Annotated in this window: 13 protein-coding genes; 8 read left to right on the top strand and 5 right to left on the bottom strand. The window is 73.7% G+C overall.

Annotated elements, in window-relative coordinates; translation table 11 throughout:
• Positions 1-7: 7 nt before the first annotated feature.
• From ABZS71_RS15490 to ABZS71_RS15475, 4 genes are all read left to right on the top strand, one after another.
• A complete protein-coding gene (locus tag ABZS71_RS15490) occupies positions 8-1,198 on the top strand; it encodes an ATP-grasp domain-containing protein (RefSeq protein ID WP_356210470.1) in 1,191 nt (396 codons plus the stop codon).
• The gene (locus tag ABZS71_RS15485) at positions 1,195-3,345 is read left to right on the top strand and encodes an IucA/IucC family protein (protein WP_356210362.1); all 2,151 of its coding nucleotides are present in this window, start codon (positions 1,195-1,197) and stop codon (positions 3,343-3,345) included. The genes ABZS71_RS15490 and ABZS71_RS15485 overlap by 4 nt, the downstream gene beginning before the upstream one ends.
• A 78-nt stretch (positions 3,346-3,423) precedes the next feature.
• Positions 3,424-5,184 carry an IucA/IucC family protein gene (locus ABZS71_RS15480; protein WP_356210359.1) on the top strand — a complete coding sequence of 587 codons (1,761 nt, stop codon included), beginning with the start codon at positions 3,424-3,426 and terminating at the stop codon, positions 5,182-5,184.
• Positions 5,181-6,362, top strand: coding sequence for a type III PLP-dependent enzyme (locus tag ABZS71_RS15475; RefSeq protein ID WP_356210356.1), 1,182 nt, complete (start codon positions 5,181-5,183; stop codon positions 6,360-6,362). Before ABZS71_RS15480 ends, ABZS71_RS15475 begins: the two co-directional genes overlap by 4 nt.
• Before the next feature lie 131 nt (positions 6,363-6,493).
• Here the strand turns inward: ABZS71_RS15475 and ABZS71_RS15470 are convergent, their stop codons facing one another.
• Both ABZS71_RS15470 and ABZS71_RS15465 read right to left on the bottom strand, forming a co-directional pair.
• Positions 6,494-7,540, bottom strand: coding sequence for a LacI family DNA-binding transcriptional regulator (locus ABZS71_RS15470; protein WP_356210353.1), 1,047 nt, complete (start codon positions 7,538-7,540; stop codon positions 6,494-6,496).
• Positions 7,541-8,105: 565 nt separating this feature from the next.
• Complete coding sequence (locus tag ABZS71_RS15465; protein WP_356210468.1) at positions 8,106-9,866, bottom strand: beta-galactosidase; 1,761 nt, start codon at positions 9,864-9,866, stop codon at positions 8,106-8,108.
• Between the two features lie 341 nt (positions 9,867-10,207).
• On the opposite strand from ABZS71_RS15465, the gene ABZS71_RS15460 reads away from it, so the two are divergent.
• A complete protein-coding gene (locus tag ABZS71_RS15460) occupies positions 10,208-10,954 on the top strand; it encodes a class I SAM-dependent methyltransferase (protein WP_356210350.1) in 747 nt (248 codons plus the stop codon).
• Here the strand turns inward: ABZS71_RS15460 and ABZS71_RS15455 are convergent.
• Positions 10,903-11,796, bottom strand: coding sequence for a class I SAM-dependent methyltransferase (locus ABZS71_RS15455; protein WP_356210347.1), 894 nt, complete (start codon positions 11,794-11,796; stop codon positions 10,903-10,905). The two genes, ABZS71_RS15460 and ABZS71_RS15455, sit on opposite strands and share 52 nt — an antisense overlap.
• Before the next feature lie 49 nt (positions 11,797-11,845).
• On the opposite strand from ABZS71_RS15455, the gene ABZS71_RS15450 reads away from it, so the two are divergent.
• The gene (locus tag ABZS71_RS15450; protein WP_356210344.1) at positions 11,846-12,958 is read left to right on the top strand and encodes a methyltransferase domain-containing protein; all 1,113 of its coding nucleotides are present in this window, start codon (positions 11,846-11,848) and stop codon (positions 12,956-12,958) included.
• A gap of 456 nt (positions 12,959-13,414) precedes the next feature.
• Here ABZS71_RS15450 and ABZS71_RS15445 read toward each other — a convergent pair whose 3' ends face one another.
• Complete coding sequence (locus tag ABZS71_RS15445; RefSeq protein WP_356210341.1) at positions 13,415-14,344, bottom strand: GNAT family N-acetyltransferase; 930 nt, start codon at positions 14,342-14,344, stop codon at positions 13,415-13,417.
• Between the two features lie 170 nt (positions 14,345-14,514).
• Between ABZS71_RS15445 and ABZS71_RS15440 the strand changes: the two genes are divergently transcribed.
• Both ABZS71_RS15440 and ddaH read left to right on the top strand, forming a co-directional pair.
• On the top strand, positions 14,515-14,895 hold the full coding sequence (locus ABZS71_RS15440) for a GntR family transcriptional regulator (RefSeq protein ID WP_356210338.1): 381 nt from the start codon (positions 14,515-14,517) through the stop codon (positions 14,893-14,895).
• A 52-nt stretch (positions 14,896-14,947) separates the two neighbouring features.
• Positions 14,948-15,724 carry a dimethylargininase gene (ddaH, locus tag ABZS71_RS15435; protein ID WP_356210335.1) on the top strand — a complete coding sequence of 259 codons (777 nt, stop codon included), beginning with the start codon at positions 14,948-14,950 and terminating at the stop codon, positions 15,722-15,724.
• Positions 15,725-15,857: 133 nt separating this feature from the next.
• Here ddaH and ABZS71_RS15430 read toward each other — a convergent pair whose 3' ends face one another.
• The gene (locus ABZS71_RS15430; RefSeq protein WP_355844486.1) at positions 15,858-16,955 is read right to left on the bottom strand and encodes a DUF5925 domain-containing protein; all 1,098 of its coding nucleotides are present in this window, start codon (positions 16,953-16,955) and stop codon (positions 15,858-15,860) included.
• Positions 16,956-16,991 lie beyond the last annotated feature (36 nt).

Below are 16,991 nucleotides of genomic sequence, written 5' to 3'. Positions count from 1 at the left end.
CGACTCCGTGACCGAAGGCTTCCTCCCGGCGGCGGCCCGGCTCGGCCTGACGGTCACCCTGCTCACCGATCAGCCCGAGGCCCATGAGCGCGCCTACGAACGCGTCCGCGAACGCGGCGGTCCGCTCCCCGCGCTCGATATCGTCCACTGCGACGTACGGGACTTCCGCGAGGTCATCAGCCGTGTCGCCGCCGACGCACGGCCCCAGGCCGTCTTCACCAACAGCGACCACCTCCAGGCCCAGGCCGCCCTCACCGCCACATACTTCGGCCTGCCCGGCAAGGACTGGCGAGCCGCGCTGCGCACCAAGAACAAGGCCGAGCTGCGCCGCGCCCTCGCCGCGGCCGGCGCGGACGCCGACACCGTCTGGTCCGCCGAGCTCGGCACCGGAGAGGGCCCCGCCGGCCTCGCCGGGCTCGACGCGCCCTTCCCCTGTGTCGTCAAACCGCGCGAGGGCGTGGCCAGCGAGGACGTCGTCCTCGTCGCCGACGCGGACGAACTCGTCCAGCGCTGTCATGACATACGCGCCCGGCGGCCCGGCGCCGCGCTGGTGATCGAGGAGTTCCTCGACGGCGAGCTGCGCACCCTCGAAACCCTCGGCGACGGCCGCACCCTCCATGTCCTCGGCGCCTTCCGCACCGAGCTCTCCCCGCCGCCGCACTTCATCGAGGAACGGCTGCATCTGCTCCCCGCCCCGGCGCCGCAGCCCCACACCGACCAGGTGCTGTCCCAACTGCGGGCGCTGGGCGTCGGCTTCGGCGCCTGCCACACCGAGTACGTCGTCCAAGGCGACCGGGCCCGCCTGATCGAGGTCAACTACCGGGCCATCGGCGACCAGTGCGACCTTGTCCTCGCCGAACTCCTCGGCATCCCCCTCTTCGAGCACATCCTCCGTACGCATATGGGCGAGCCGCTGCCGGGCGACCTCGGTGCGCGGAACGACGGCAGGGCCCGTATGGAGTACGTCACGGCCGACCGCGCCGGCCGTCTCGTTTCCGCCCCGCCGGCGAGCGTGACCGAGCGCGGTGGCGTACGGCTGGACTACCGGCCGCTGCGCGAGATCGGCGAGGATCACCCGCTCCACCGCACCAATCGCGACTTCCTCGGCGTCCTGCGGGCGACCGGCACCGACCAGGGGCTGATCGACACGGCCGTGGCGGAGTTCCTGGCGGGGTGCCGATGGGAGATCGCGTCATGAGCGGTACGGGGACGGGAGGCCGCGTGGGCCAGTGGGAGGGTGGCATCGAAGAGGAGCTTCTCGGACGGGTGCTCGACACCCTTCTCCGAGAGGACGCGTACAAGCTGCGCAGCCGCGCCCGCACCGTACGGCGCGCCGACGGCGACTGGCTGCGCATCGCGCTGGAGGGGGGCGAGAGCGTGCTGCTGCCGGTGGAAGGGGAGGGTTTCCAGTGCGAGATCCGCGCCCGCCGCCCGGTGCGTCTTGAGTGTGGCCGTTCCGCGCCGGACGGCGTCGCACCCCCCATCGGGCGGTACGCCGTGGAGCGCGACGCCGGCCCGAAGGATCCCGAGGGCAGCCCCGACCCGGGCGGGCCCGAGCCCTCCCGGGTCGAGGGAGATCTCAGGGCGCGTGGTGGCGAGCGCTGTGCCGGGCCGGGGGCCGCTGTGCCGGACCGCATCGAGCCGCGCCGCGCGGGGCCGGGCTGCGCCGGGCACGGGGCCACGCCGGGCCATGCGGAGGGGCGCGCCGCGCCGGACGACCAGCGGGCGGAACGGGCGGCGGGTGCCCCCGGCCAGGTGGGTGCCCCCGGCCCGGCGGGCGCACCGACCCCCGGAGCCCCTGGGGCGCCGGGCTGCGCCGCGTCGCGCCACCCGACCCGCACGGTACTCACCGGGCTCGACGCCGTCCTCGGGCGGCTTCGGTCGGCGGCCGCGGCCGAGGACCGTCCGCTGTACGACGTCTTCGTGGAGGAATGCCACCGGGCGCTGGACGCCATGCGGTCGCACGCCCGAATCCGGCCCGGGGTCGTCGGGCGGCTGGCAGCCGAGTACGACCGGGGCTGGCCCGGGATGGCCGGGGCCGTCGCGTATGACACGCTCGCCGCCTTCCGGGACCACCCCGTCTATCCGACCAGCCGCGGTCGTGCCGTTTTCACCGAGGACCAATTACGCGACCACGCCCCGGAGTTCCACCCCACCTTCCGGCTGCGCTGGGTCGCTCTCCCCTACGAGGCGATCGGCGGGGAAACCCACCACCTCCCCGCGTGGTGGCCCACCCCCGGTGAGCTCGGTCTCGGCCGCGGGCTGGAGGTGAGCCATCTGGCCTTTCCGGTGCATCCGCTCACCGTCGGCCGTCCGCTGGAGGCCGCGTTGCGCGCGACCGGTCTTGAGGGCGCCGCCCGGCTCTCCGACCGCGCCCTGCTCGACGTACGGCCCACCCTCTCCATGCGGACCGTCGCCGTCGCCGACGATCCCGCCACCCACCTCAAACTGCCGCTCACCACCGCCACCCTGGGCCTGCGCAACCGGCGGTCCGTCAAACCGGGCACGCTGGTCGACGGCGAGGTGGCGCAGCGGCTGGTGGAGGCGGTGATCGCGCGGGAGCCGCGGTTCGCCGCGACCGTGCTGCTCGCGGATGAGACCACCCATCTCCACGCCGGGCATGAGCTGCTGGCCACGCTCGTACGCCGCTATCCGCCCGGCCTGGAGGACGCCCGGATCGTGCCGGTGGCCGGGCTGCTCGCCCGTATGCCGGACGGGGCGCTCGTCGCGGACGCGCTCGCCGAGCGCTACTACGGCGGGGACCTCGGCGCCCTGCTCGACGACTACCTCCGGCTGCTGTTCGACTTCCACACCACGCTCTTCGCCTACGGCATCGCGCTGGAGTCCCATCAGCAGAACACCTCCCTGGTGTTCGGGGCAGACGGGCACTCCCGGCTGCGGCTGCTCATCAAGGACCACGACGGCCCCCGCGTCCATGCGATACGGCTCGCCGCGATGATCGGCGGAGGCGAGGCCGCCGACCTCTGCGGCTTCGACGACCGCAGAATCCTGGCCGGCGGCGACGGGCCGGTGACCGACGTGTTCACCACCATCACCGTCCATCTGTGCGCGGCGGCCCTCGCCTTCGAACTGGCCGCCCTCGGCCGGGCGCCCCTCGACGCCCTGCTGCGGCAGCTGCGCGACCGGCTCACCGAGGCCGTCGACCGGCTCGCCGCCGCGCGGCCCGGGGCGGCGGCCCTGCTGCGGGCGCGGGTGCTGGACGCGGACCGGCTGCCGGTCAAGGCGATGGTCACCGCGGGCACCCTGTTCACCAAGGAGCGCTCGGGCGCCGCCGACATCAACAAGCACTACGTCACCGGGCCCAACTATCTGTGGGAGCGGTAGATGACCGCCGGGCCCCCGTCCGGTCCACGGACCCCCACGCGTTCCTCCACCCTTCTCCGCCCCCGCTGGAGCCGCCCCATGCCCTCACCCTCCTCCCCGTCCACCTCCGCCTCTCCGTCGTCCTCCGCCGTCGCGGCCGTGGCCTCCGCCGATGAGGTGGCCGCCCACACTCTCCTCAACTGTCTGCTCCGCGAGGTGTCGGGCCCGGAGCACCAGACCGCCGTGGCCGACGGCCGGCTGCGGCTGAGGCTGCCCCGCCGCGGGGTGGTGCTGCGCGTCGGGCTGCGGCGTACGTCCCTCATCGGCGCGCACCGGTTCGCCGGGCCTGTCAGCGAACAGCGCGACGGCACCTGGACCGAGGTGTCCTGGCGCGAACTCGCCGAACACATCCACCGCGAACTCCAGCTGCGCACGGGCGTGCACAACGACGAATTCCTCGATCAGGTCGCCTCCAGCCACGCGGGCATGACGGCGGCCCTGGAGCAGCGCGAGAAGGCGGCGGATTGCGGCGACACGGCCCACGACGCCTATCTCGCGTCCGAGCAGTCCCTGTTCTTCGGCCACCGCTTCCACCCGACCCCCAAGGCCCGTACGGGCAGCGCCGACTCCTGGTCGCTGTTCGCGCCGGAGGCGGGCGCGCGCTTCCCGCTGCACCATCTCGCCGTACGACTGGAGTACGTACGCGAGGAGGCCGCGTCCCCCGGGGCCCTGGCGGCGCTCGACCGGCAGCGGCCGGTCCCCGACGGCTACCGGCTGCTGCCCGCGCACCCCTGGCAGTACGCCATGCTCCGCGAACACCGTCTGCTGCGGGCCGCGTTCGGCCGCGGCGACGTCCTCGACCTCGGGGCCGGCGGCCGGGACTTCGCGCCGACGGCCTCGGTCCGTACGCTCTATGACGGCCGGGACTTCCTCAAGTTCAGCCTGAATGTGCGGATCACCAACTGTCTGCGCAAGAACGCCGAGTACGAGCTGTCCGGCGCCGTCGCCCTGACTCGGCTGCTGGAGCCGATCGCGGCCGACCTCGCCGCCCGCTTCCCCGGCGCCGACCTGCTGCGCGAACCCGGCTACCGCACGCTCGACCTCGCCCGGGGTGAAGACGGCCGCGATCTCGCGGAGGGCTTCGGCGTCATCGTCCGCGAGGGGCTCGCCGCCCGCCTGCGGCCCGGTCTGACCGGGTTGCTCGCCGCGGCCGTCGCCGACGAGTACCCGACCAGCGGCGCCCAGATCTCCCGGCTGCTCGACGGCAGCGGCACCGGGCCGGACCGCGCGCTCGCCTGGTGGGATGCTTACCTCGGACTCCTCGTACCGCCCGTCCTCGCCGCCTACTTCGACCACGGCGTGGTCCTCGAACCCCACCTCCAGAACGTCGTCATCGGCGTCGACGCCTCCGGCACCCCGCGCCAGGTGCTCTTCCGCGATCTGGAGGGCACCAAGCTGCTGCCCGAGCGCCACGCCGCGGCCCTCGCCGCGCTGCCCGAGTCCGTGGCCCGCCCCATGACGTACGGGGGCGAGCGCGGCTGGGACCGGGTCGTGTACTGCCTGCTGGTCAACCACATCGCCGAGATGGTCGCCGCCCTCGCCGACCGCCACCCCCGGCTGGAGCCCGCCCTGTGGTCGGCGGTCCGCCGGGTGCTGTGCGAACGCTCCGCGGCCCATGACGACCCGCCCGCGCTGCGCGCCCTGGTCGCGGGCGTACCCCTGCCCGCCAAGGCCAACCTCCTCACCCGCTGGGCCCGCAAGGCCGACCGCGACGCGGGCTATGTCCGCATCGCCAGCCCTCTCGCGTCCGCCCTGCTGTCCGAGGCGGCCCGTGTCATCGTCCCCGGGAGCAGCCGTTGATCACCCCGCCCGTCACTGCCCTCGCCACCACGCTCACCGGGGACGACCTCCCCGCGTACGTCTACGACCTCGCCGACCTCGGCGCGCACGCGCGGGCCGTACGGGACGCGCTGCCGCCCGGCGTCGAGCTGTACTACGCCGCGAAGGCCAACCCGGCGCCGCCGATCCTCCGCGCGCTCGCCCCGTACGTCACCGGCTACGAGGTCGCCTCCGGCGGCGAGCTGGAACATGTCCGCACGGCCGTGCCCGAACTTCCCCTGGCCTTCGGCGGACCGGGCAAGACCGAGGGGGAGCTGCGGCGCGCGCTGAAGCTGGGCGTGGAACGGTTCCATGTGGAGAGCGAACACGAACTGCGGCTGCTGGCCCAGCTGGCGGGGGCCCGGACCGTTGGCGTCCTGCTCCGCGTCAATCTTCCGCTCGACGACGCGGCGTTGGGCGGCGCGGCGCTCGCCATGGGCGGCCGCCCCAGCCCCTTCGGCCTTGACCCCGACCGCGTGGAACACCTTCTCCCGCTCTTCACCGCGGACGGGCCTCTGCGCCTGCGCGGCATTCATGCCCATCTCGCCAGCGGCCTCGACGCCCCCACCCAGGTCACCGTCGCCGCGGGCATCACCGACCGGGCACGGAAGCTGTCCGACCGCCACGGGTCGGCACTCACCGAGGTGAACGTCGGCGGCGGAATGGGCGTCGACTACGCCCGCCCCGACCGCCGCTTCGACTGGGCCGCGTACGGCGCGGGCATGGCCGCTATCGCCCAGCGGAACCCCGATCTCACCCTGCGGATCGAACCCGGCCGTGCGCTGACCGCCTACTGCGGCTGGTACCTCACCGAAGTACTGGACATCAAGCACAGCGGCGGCGAGGCGTTCGCCGTGCTCCGCGGCGGCACCCACCATCTGCGCACCCCGGCCGCCAAACAGCACGACCACCCCTTCAGGATCCTCCCCACCGAGGAGTGGCCCCGCCCCTGGCCCCGCCCGGCCGCCCGGGAGGAGCCGGTCACCCTCGTCGGCCAGCTCTGCACCCCCAAGGACGTCCTGGCCCGCCACATCCCGGTCGCCCGCCTGCGCGCCGGCGACCGCATCGCCTTCGCGCTCGCCGGCGCCTACGCCTGGAACATCTCGCACCACGACTTCCTCATGCACCCGAAGCCGGGCTTCCACTACCTGGACGCCTGACCGGCCTCCTGAACGGGCAGCGCTAGATGTATTTGCCCCTGGCCCACTTCCACGCGGGACAGCACCCAGTCCCAGCGGCGCTCGGTGATTCTGCCGTCGTGGGCTTGCCCACCGTTCAGATGGCGGGCCGCTCAAGGACTCGGAGAGGCGCCACAGCTGCGGCGGATGACCAGCTCGGTGGGGACGTCCACGCGGACGCCGGGCTCGGGGGAGTGGTCGAGTTGGTCCAGCATCAGGGTCAGACAGCGGCGGCCGATCTCGGTGAAGTCCGTACGGATGGTGGTGAGCGGCGGCAGCAGATGCGCGGCCTCGGGGATGTCGTCGTAGCCGACCACGCTGACGTCCTCGGGGACCCGGCGCCCGGCCTCGTGCAGGGCGCGCAGTACGCCGACGGCCATCTGGTCGTTGGAGACGAAGACCGCGGTGACCTCGAGGTCGTCGGCTACGCGGCCGCCGAGGTCATAGCCGGAATCCGCGCTCCAGTCCCCGAACAGCGGCTCGTGCACCTCCGCCCCCGCGTCCTCGAGCGCCACCCGCCAGCCGTCCAGGCGCGCCTCGGCCGCGATCCAGCCGACCGGGCCCGCGATATGGCGGACGGTGCGGTGGCCGAGCCGCAGGAGGTGCTCGGTGGCCCGGCGGGCACCGGAGGCGGAGTCGCCCGCGACGACGGGGAACCGTGCGCCGAAGCTCTTGTCGAGCGTGACCATGGGGATACCGTGGTCCGCCTCGACCAGGGCCTGGCCCACCGAGCGCTGCGGTGCGATCGCGATGATGCCGTCCGCGCCCTGGCCGAGCAGCCGGTCGACGGCGTCCATGACGGCCGCTTGGTCGGCGGCGGTGAGCGCGACCGTACCGACCAGATAACCGGCCGCCTGGGCCGCCTCGTTGATTCCGGCCAGGGTCGCGGCCGGGCCGAAGCGGGCCGCGTCGAAGGAGATCACCCCGAGCGTCCGGCTCCGCCCGCTGGCCAGCGTGCGGGCGCTGGCGGTCGGACGGTACCCCAGATCCCGCATGGCGGCGCGAACCCGCTCACGGGTCTCCGGCCGTACCCGGGGGTGGTCGTTGAGGACCCGGGAGACGGTCTGCCCGGAGACACCGGCGAGCCGGGCGACGTCGGCCATCACCACCCCGCCTCGGGCGGACGCCCGACGCCGCCGGGTGCGCGTGGGTTCGCCCATGCGGTGCGGCTCCTTCCGGCCTGCGGTGCGCTCACCCTAGGGGGCGGGGTCGGGTGCGGGTGGGTATGTGGTAGCTGTGGATTTGTGCATGCGGGGTGGGGCCCCGGGCCCGTCGCGGCTCCGCCGGGTGCGGCTCTCGTCCCGCCTGAGGTGGCGTGCGGGGACAGTCCGTCGGTCTGCGCGGTGCTCGGCCGGGTGCGGCTCCCGTTTTCGCGCCGCGGGATAGGTACCCCCCTAAAAACGTTTGATCTGGCGCAACTATTAGGTCAAGCGAAAACGAAGGGGTCCCCTCTCGGCGCCGGACCTCGCTCCCACGATGCCCGGAAGCTGGGACTCCGGCCTTGGCCAGGGCCCAGAGGAGCCGATGCTCCCATCACGCGCGCCCGGACGTAGGCCGCACCTGGCCGACCGGACCTCGCTCCCACGATGCCCGGAAGCCGGGACTCCGGCCTTGGCCAGGGCCCAGGGGAGTCGATGCTCCAACCACCCCCCGCCCAGACGAAAGCCGCACCCGACCGAGCCGCGACCGCCCAACGGCGCCTGGCCCCGCACCACCCAACGGCACTTAGTCCCGCACCGTCCATCCCAGGTCCGGTTCGTCCATCAGCCACGCCACCCGCGACGTCGCCGCGTGCAGCTCCAGCAGCGTCAGTTCGTTCGCCCCCGCGCGCAGCACCGGCGCCGGTACGTACAGCCGGCGCTGCGGGCCGCGGGACCAGTAGCGGCCGAGGTTGAAGCCGTTGATCCAGGCCAGGCCCTTCGTCCACCCCGGCAGCGCGAGATACGCGTCGGCGGGGGTGTCCACCGTGAAGGTGCCGCGGTGGAAGGACGGACCCGCGACCGGGGTGTCCGTGGTGCGGAAGGGGAGGGTGGGAAGGTCGTTCAGGGGGACGCCGTGGCAGGTCCAGTCCTCCAGGGGGCGGCCGTCCAGGGTCACCGGGCCCGTGATGCCCTTCGCGTCACCGATGTGCGCGCCGTAGTTGGCCCGGCCCAGGTTCTCGACCAGGACGTCCAGACGGGCACCGTACTCCGGGATCCGCACATGCAGGCTGTCCTCATTGCGCTCGCGTTCGACGACGCCCGCCGGCGCGCCGTTCACGAACACCTGCGCCCGGTCGCCGACGCCGCCGGTGAAGTGCAGTACATGGTCGCCGAGGGCGGGCAGCTCCGTGCCGTAGAGGACGAAGCCGAAGGCCTGGCCGAGGCGTTCCATGGTGGGCGGGTCCGTGAAGTGTTCCGCCGGGGAGAGGAATTCGGCGCAGACCAGAAAGTTGGCCGAGGCGGTCAGGGCCACCTCGGTCGGCGGCAGTTTGGGCGAGGGCTCCGGGACCGGCTCGTCCGGGACGGTCGCGTGGCGGGCGATGACATCGCGGAAGGCGGCGTACTTGGGGCTCGGATCGCCGCATTCGGTGAGCACCGCGTCGTAGTCGTAGGAGGTGACCCCGGGCGTATAGGTGTGATCGTGGTTGGCGCCGTTGGTGAAGCCGAAGTTGGTGCCGCCGTGGAACATGTAGAGGTTCACCGACGTGCCCGCCGACAGCAGCGCGTCCAGCGCCGCGGCCGCGTCCTCCGGTGCCCGCACATGGTGCGGCTCACCCCAGTGGTCGAACCAGCCGATCCAGAACTCCGTGCACATCAGCGGCCCGCTCTCCTGATGCGCCCGCAGCACCTGCAGCGAGTCCTCGACACGGCTGCCGAAGGTGCCCGTGGCGAGCACCCCGGGCAGGCTGCCCGCCGCCAGCTTCTCCTTGTCGGCCTGGTCGCAGGTGAACAGCAGTTCCCCGACACCGCGCTTGTGCAACGCGTCCGCGAGATGGGCGAGATAGGCGGTGTCGTCCCCGTAGGCGCCGTACTCGTTCTCCACCTGGACGGCGATCACCGGACCGCCGGACGCCGCCATGAAGGGGGCGAGCGGCGGCAGCAGGAGATCGAAGTACGCGTCCACGGCGCCCGTGAAGCGCGGATCGGCGCTGCGGAGCCGGATGTTCGGGTCGGCGGTCAGCCAGGAGGGGAGCCCGCCGCCCTCCCATTCGGCGCAGATGTACGGGCCGGGGCGGAGCACCACACGCAGGCCCTCGGCCTGGGCGAGCTCCAGGAAGCGGGGGAGGTCGAGCAGCCCGTCGAGGTCCAGGGCGCCGGGGGCGGGCTGGTGGAGGTTCCAGGGGAGGTACGTCTCCACGGTGTTGAGGCCCAGCAGCCGCGCCTTGCGCAGCCGGTCGGCCCACTGGTCGGGGTGGGTGCGGAAGTAGTGCAGAGCCCCGGAGATGATCCGGAAGGGTTTCCCATGGAGCAGAAAACCGTCGTCAGTAACGGTCAGGGCGGGCATCGGCGGAGGTCCTTTCGACAGCGGGGGCCGGGGGAGGAGGGCGAGCCCGCGCCCGCCGCCCGTCGGGGGTTCGGCGCTGATCGCCGGCGCGGGCCGCTCGTCGCGTACGCCGGTCGGACACAGGACGAGCGGCAGGGTGAGCATGGCGAAACCGGCGAAGACCGCGGGGCACCACGACCGCCAGGCTGAACAGCGGGCCGACGCCCGATTGAGGCAGCGCGGGCGTGCTCGGCGGCGTGTCCACGAGGAGTGTTACCGCTGACATTCCTGCCGTCAAGGCGGTCCCTCCCCTCCGGGGAAAAGCAGATGCGACGACGGTCCGGCCTTGCCACGCTGTCCCGATGGATCGCCGACAGATATCCCAACTGGCCCACGCCGACCACCCCATCGCCGCCCCGCTCGCCGACGACACGGTGCGCCGGCTGCTCGACCGGGCCGTGGGGACCGATGCCGAACGCGTCCTCGACCTCGGATGCGGCCGGGCCGAATGGCTCCAGTGGCTGCTGGCCCTCAACCCGCGGGTGCGGGCTGAGGGCGTCGACACCGACGCCGGCGCCCTCGCACTCGGGCGTTCGGGCGCCGAGGATCTCGCGGTCGCGGACCGGCTCGCCCTCCATGAGGCGGACGCCGCCGCGTTCACCTCGCCGCACCCCTTCGACGTCGTCCTCAGCGTCGGCGCCGCCCACGCCTTCGGCGGGCTGCTGCCCACCCTCGCGGCCGCCCGCGAACACCTCGCCCCGGGTGGCCGCGTGCTCATCGGCGACGGCTTCTGGGAGCGCGAACCGGACACCGCCGCGCTCGACGGGCTGGGCGCCGCCGCGGACGAGTACGACGACCTCGCGACCACCGTGGACCGCGTCGTCGCCGACGGCTGGACGCCCGTCTACGGACACGTCAGCACGCTCCAGGAGTGGGACGAGTACGAGTGGTGCTGGACCGGCTCCCTGGCCCAGTGGGCCCTCGACCACCCCGACGACCCCGGCAGCGCCACGGCGTACCGGGCCGCCGCCGACCACCGCGCCGGCTGGCTGAACGGCTACCGGCACACCCTCGGCTTCGTCACGCTCGTGCTGCGCGTCAGCCCGTGACCGCCCCCGTAACCGCCACGGTGACCGCCCCCGTAACCGCCACGGTGACCGCCCCCGTGACCGCCACGGTGACCGCCCCCCGTGACCGCCACGGTGACGTCCGCTACGAACGGCTCGACGAGCACCCCGTCCGGGAACAGCGCGAGCAACTCCGCCCGCTCCGCGCGCAGGACCACGTCCGCCTCGGCTCCCATCACCGCGAGATAGGAGTGGCTGGCGAGCGCGGGCAGCCGGTTCTCGCCGGCGATGGTCCGTGACCAGCGGATACGGACCGATCTCGGCCGCAGCCCGAACGGGGCGAGCAGCCCTGCGGCCGTGGCCGGGAAGCCGGGCGGGCGGTAGGCGGGGCAGCGCTCGGCCAGCCGGGCCTCCTGCCGCGCCAGCCACGGGATGTCCGTGTCCGGGATGTTCCACCACAGCGCGAGCGCGCCGCCGGGCCGAAGCACCCGGATGGCCTCGGGGACCGAGCGCGCCGGGTCGGTCCAGTGCCAGGCCTGGGCGTACGTCACGATGTCGGCGATGCCGTCCGCGAAGGGGAGCGCATCGCCGTCCGCCCGGACGAACGGAATCCGCGGCAGCGCGCTCCGCGGCTCGGCCGCCATGCCCGCGCCCGGCTCCACGGCCACGACGCGCGCCCCGCGCTCGGCCGGCAGCCGGGTGGCGATGCCCGTGCCCGCGCCCACGTCGAGCACCTCGGCCCCGTCGAGCGGCCGCCCCGCGAACTCCTCCACCGTCGCGAACAGTTCCGGCGGGTAACCGGGGCGGGCGGCCGCGTACTGGGCGGCGACGGAGTTGAAGGACGCGGCGAGCGCGGACCTCGGTGACGGCGGTATGGGGTTCATGGTGGCGGCAGTTGGCGGCGTTGTCAGTGGTGGGTGCGAGCATCGCGGTATGCGTGCCGAGAGCTCGACCACCGCTTACTGGGACGCCGCCGCGGCGGACTTCGACAACGAGCCGGACCACGGCCTGCGCGACCCGGCCGTACGGGACGCGTGGGCCGCCCGGCTGCGCGGCTGGCTGCCCGACCGGCCCGGCGAGGTGCTCGACGTGCTCGACCTCGGGTGCGGCACGGGCAGCCTCGCCCGGCTCGCGGCCGAGCGCGGCCACCGGGTGACGGGAGTCGACGCGTCGCCGCGCATGGCCGGGCTCGCACGGGCCAAGCTGGCCGGGGCGGGCGCCACCGTGCTCGTCGGGGACGCGGCGGAGCCACCCGTAGGGGAGCGGCGCTTCGATGTCCTCCTCGTGCGCCATCTGCTGTGGCTGCTGCCCGACCGGGAGGCCGTGCTGCGACGGTGGGCCCGGCTGCTGCGGCCGGGCGGCCGGCTGGTGCTGATCGAAGGGCGCTGGGGCGAGTCCGACCCGGTCGGCCTGGCGGCCGGGGAACTGACCCGGCTGCTCACGCCGCTGACGGCGCGTACGTATGTCGAGCAGCTCGCGCCGGACGAGGCGCTGTGGGGGCGGCCGGTGCGCGACGAGCGCTATGTGCTGGTGGCCGACCTGGCGCCACCCCGCCGCCATGCCGAGATCGTCGATGTCCATCTCCTGCTGCGGCGCGGTGACCGGATCCTGCTCGCCCGCCGGGCCGGTACGGGCTACGCCGACGGGCTCCTCCACGCCCCGTCCGGCCATGTCGAGGACGGCGAGGACGTGCGGGCGGCGCTGCTGCGGGAGACGGCGGAGGAGATCGGCATCGACCTCACTCCCGACGAGGTCCGGGTCGTGCTGGTCATGCAGCACAAATCGCCCAGGGGCGCGCCGCGCACGGGGTGGTTCTTCGAGGCGGAGCTCGGGGAGGGGCGGGAGCCGGTCAACCGTGAGCCGGAGAAGTGCTCGGAGATCGGCTGGTTCCGGCTGGATGAGCTGCCGGACGACATGGTGGCGTACTGCAGGGCGGGGGTCGAGGCGTACCGGGCGGGGCAGCGGTTCGTGGGGCACTGGCATGAGCCGGGCGACACCGTTGCCTACGATCCGGACGGCCCGGACCGCCTCACCCCGCTGGGGTAGGCGCGCGGACCCCCGTGGCTGCGCCCGGGACCGGCACGGGACTGCGCCCGGGACTGATTCGGGGTTTGTGCCTCGGCCCTGCTGGGGCTGTGGCCCCGGACTCGGCATGGGGGTTGTACTCCGGACTCGGCATGGGGCTGTGGCCCGGACCGGGTTCGGGGGTTGCGCCTCGGGCCTGCTGGGGCTGTGGCCCCGGACCCGGCATGGGGCTGCGCCCCGGACCCGGTTCGGGGGTTGTGCCTCTGGCCCCCCTGGGGCTGTGGCCCGGGCCGCACTCGGGATGCGTCCCGGGTCCGCTGGGGCCGCTTCACAAGGCCGCGCGGGTGCGTGCCCCGGGACCCCACGCAGGGCTGCGCCCCGAGCCCCGGGCGCCCTTCGGGCGTGGCCTCGAACGCTTGACGGGCTGGGCGCGGGGCGCGCGCATCCTTGGGGCGAGGCCGGGGAAACGGCCCGGGGTTACGCCGCCAGCTCCCGTACGTAGCGCCACTCCACGGCCGCCGGCTCGTAGCCGAACCACTTGTTGATCGCCAGCATCGGGCCGTTGTCGCCGTCGTTGCCGGTGAACGCCATCCGGCAGCCCGCCGCCCGCGCGCGGTGGAGGGAGTCGTTCTTGGCGAGCTTGGCCAGCCCACGGCCTCGGAAGGCGCGCCGGGTGCCGGTCATGCCCGACCAGTAGCGGCCGTGGCCGTCCGTGTGGGCGACGCTGTAGGCGGCGACGGCGCCGTCCACGACCGCCACCGAGGTCAGTTCGCGGTCCAGGGCCGGGTGTTCCCAGGTGAGGGCGAGCCACTGGGCGTACGGCAGACGGCCCGCGTCGACGTCCCCCGGCTCGTCCTCCGTGCACTCGACGTCCGCCTCGTACAGCGGACGCGGATCGTCGGCGAAGTCCGCCGCCGTCCGCAGCTCCACGCCGTCCGGGAAGGCCCCGCGGTCCAGCGGCGGAAGCGCGGCCGTGGTGAGATCCAGCCGCCCGATGCGGGAGGAGCGGCTGCGGCGGTAGCCGCGGCGTTCGGCGAAGGTCACCGCGTGCGGTGCGTCCAGCGTCCACGCGAAGACCTGGGCGGCCCCCCGCCCGGCCAGATACTCCTCCGCGGCCGTCACCAGCGCGGATCCGGCGCCCCGGCCGAGCGCATCGCCGCTCACCGTGGTGTTGGCGAAGGCCAGCCCCGGCTGGTCGCTGTCATAGAAGATCCCGATCTCGGACGAGCCCACCACGCGGCCGTCGTCCTCGGCGACCAGCAGCCGGTACTGCCGCTCGGCGGGCGCGCTCTCGGCCTCCCAGACCACCGTCCGCGGTGTCGTCACCAGATAGGGGAAGGCGGAGCGCCGCGCCGCCGCGACGGCCTCCGCGTCGGCGGTGCGGAAATCGCGCACGATCATGGTCATGGTCTCGCAGGCTGCGTCCTCTTCGCCCCGTCCGCCTCCCCTTTTTTCCCACCCACCACCCTGAATCTCTGCCACCCGCCGTCCCGGAGCTCGTGAGATCGCGCACCCCGCGCACGGCACGACACCATGGGTGCAGACACCCCGCACCACACACGCCCCAGGAGCCCCACGTGGCCTTGCAGATCACCGTCGACCCCGACGCCGCCACCGCCCCCTTCGAGCAGATCCGCGCGCAGATCGCCGAGCAGGCCCGCTCCGGCGCGCTGCCCGTGGGCCACAAGCTGCCCACCGTACGCGGCTTCGCCGAGGAGCTGGGGCTGGCGGCGAACACCGTCGCCAAGGCGTACCGGGCGCTGGAGTCGGACGGTGTGATCGAGACCCGCGGCCGCCACGGCACCTTCGTCGCCGCCGCGGGCGACGCGGCTCAGCGCCAGGCGGCCGAGGCGGCGCGGAGCTACGCCCAGCGGGCGGTACGGCTGGGGCTGGACCGCGCCGCCGCGTCCGCCGTGGTCGAGGACGCCCTGCGCGCGGCCTACGGCGACGTGGCCTGAGATGTGGCCTGAGATGCTGTCCAGCGCGCACACCGCCTTGACAAGGAGCCCCATGACCAGCCGAAAGGCCCTCGTCCGACCACCCAGCCCGCGCCTTGCCGACGGTCTGGTCACCCATATCGACCGCACACCGGTCGACGCCGCGCTGGCGCTGCGTCAGTGGGAGGTCTATGTCGTGGCGCTGCGGGCGCACGGCTGGGAGCCGGTGGAGGTGCCACCACTGGACGACTGTCCGGACGGGGTGTTCATCGAGGACACCATGGTCGTCTACAAGAACGTCGCGCTCATCTCCCGCCCCGGTGCCGAGTCCCGCCGTTCCGAGACCGCGGCCGTCGAGGAGGCCGTGACCGGGCTAGGCTGCTCGGTGAACCGGGTCCGGGGGCCGGGAACTCTGGACGGCGGTGACGTACTGAAGATCGGCGACACCATCTACGCAGGACGCGGTGGACGCACCAACGGCGAGGGCATACGGCAGCTGCGCGCCGCGTTCGAGCCGCTGGGCGCACAGGTGGTGGCCGTGCCGGTCAGCAAGGTGCTCCACCTCAAGTCGGCGGTCACCGCGCTGCCGGACGGCACCGTCATCGGCCATCTGCCACTGGTGGACGATCCGGCGGCGTTCCCGCGCTTCCTCCCCGTCCCCGAGGAGTCCGGCGCCCATGTCGTCCTGCTCGGCGGCGGCAAGCTGCTGATGGCGGCGAGCGCGCCGAGGAGCGCGGAGCTGTTCGCCGACCTCGGCTATGAGCCGGTGCCGGTCGACATCAGCGAGTTCGAGAAGATGGAGGGCTGTGTGACCTGCCTGTCCGTACGGCTGCGGGAGCTGTACGCCTGAGAGCCCGGGCACACGGTGTCCCGGGCTCACAGCGTCCCGGGCACACGGTGTCCCGGGCACACGGTGTCCCGGGCACACGGCGTCCCGGGCACACAGCGCCCCGGGCACACAGCGCCCCGGGCACACAGCGCCCCTACAGATACAGCCCCGCGTCGGCCTCGCCAGACTGCGACGGCACCGAGGCGGGCCGGGTGCCGCGCCGCAGCGCGAACAGCTCCGCGAGCGTCGCCCCGTCCCGCCCGACACCCTCCTCCGTACCGAGCCAGTTGACCGACTCCGTACGGGTCAGTTTCCCGACCTCGATCCGGGCCAGACAGCGGCCGGGGCGGACGACGGCCGGGTGCAGCCGCTCCAGATCCTCGTTGGTGGTCACACCGACCAGCACATTGCGCCCCTGGCCGAGCAGACCGTCCGTCAGATTGAGCAGCCGGGACAGCGCCTGGCCCGCCGTGTGCTTGGCCTCGCCGCGGATCAGCTCGTCGCAGTCCTCCAGCAGCAACAGCCGCCAGCGCCCCTTGGCCGAGCCGTCGTCCTCGCCGATCGCGATGTCCATCAGATAGCCGACGTCGGTGAACAGCCGCTCCGGATCCAGTACGCAGTCCACCTGGCACCAGTCCCGCCAGGAGCGGGCCAGAGTGCGCAGCGCCGAGGTCTTGCCGGTGCCGGGCGGGCCGTGCAGCAGCAGTAGCCGGCCGGCGATGTCGTCCGGGGTGACCTTCATCACCCCTTCCATGGCCTCGGCGACCGGTGCCGTGTAGTTGTCGCGGATCTCCTCCCAGGTGCCGGCCGCGATCTGGCGGGTGGTGCGGTGCGGGCCGCGCCGCGGGGAGACGTACCAGAAGCCCATCGAGACATTCTCCGGCTGGGGCTCCGGTTCGTCCTCCGCGCCGTCGACGGCCTGCCGCAGCACCTTCTCGGCGAGATCGTCCTCGACCGCGGTCACGGTCACATCCGCGCCCCGGTTCCACCGGGACACCAGCAGCGTCCAGCCGTCGCCCTCGGCGAGCGTCGCGCTGCGGTCGTCGTCACGGGCGGCCCGCAGCACGGTCGCGGCAGGCGGCAGCAGCGTCGCGCCCGAGCGCACCCGGTCGACGGAGTGGCTGCGGGCGTACGGCTGCTCACCGGTGGCGAAGCGCCCGAGGAAGAGCGCGTCGACGACGTCCGACGGCGAATCGCTGTCATCGACGTTCAGCCGGATCGGGAGAGACTCTTCGGCGGGTGTGGCGGGCAGGGTCTGCCTCCTGAGAACGCGGGGCCGGTGCGTCGG

It is taken from the genome of Streptomyces sp. NPDC005393 (genome assembly GCF_040606675.1).
Classification (GTDB): domain Bacteria; phylum Actinomycetota; class Actinomycetes; order Streptomycetales; family Streptomycetaceae; genus Streptomyces.
Note: the sequence above shows the minus strand (reverse complement) of the source record. Positions and strands in the feature narration are given on the sequence as shown.

What these genes read in the sequence shown, in the direction of transcription:
- ABZS71_RS15450 (WP_356210344.1), top strand. Translation starts at nt 11,846, where the DNA reads ATGCGTGCCGAGAGCTCGACCACCGCTTACTGGGACGCCGCCGCGGCG.
- ABZS71_RS15455 (WP_356210347.1), bottom strand. Translation starts at nt 11,796, where the DNA reads ATGAACCCCATACCGCCGTCACCGAGGTCCGCGCTCGCCGCGTCCTTC.
- ABZS71_RS15465 (WP_356210468.1), bottom strand. Translation starts at nt 9,866, where the DNA reads ATGCCCGCCCTGACCGTTACTGACGACGGTTTTCTGCTCCATGGGAAA.
- ABZS71_RS15480 (WP_356210359.1), top strand. Translation starts at nt 3,424, where the DNA reads ATGCCCTCACCCTCCTCCCCGTCCACCTCCGCCTCTCCGTCGTCCTCC.
- ABZS71_RS15485 (WP_356210362.1), top strand. Translation starts at nt 1,195, where the DNA reads ATGAGCGGTACGGGGACGGGAGGCCGCGTGGGCCAGTGGGAGGGTGGC.
- ABZS71_RS15460 (WP_356210350.1), top strand. Translation starts at nt 10,208, where the DNA reads ATGGATCGCCGACAGATATCCCAACTGGCCCACGCCGACCACCCCATC.
- ABZS71_RS15445 (WP_356210341.1), bottom strand. Translation starts at nt 14,344, where the DNA reads ATGACCATGATCGTGCGCGATTTCCGCACCGCCGACGCGGAGGCCGTC.
- ddaH (WP_356210335.1), top strand. Translation starts at nt 14,948, where the DNA reads ATGACCAGCCGAAAGGCCCTCGTCCGACCACCCAGCCCGCGCCTTGCC.
- ABZS71_RS15470 (WP_356210353.1), bottom strand. Translation starts at nt 7,540, where the DNA reads ATGGGCGAACCCACGCGCACCCGGCGGCGTCGGGCGTCCGCCCGAGGC.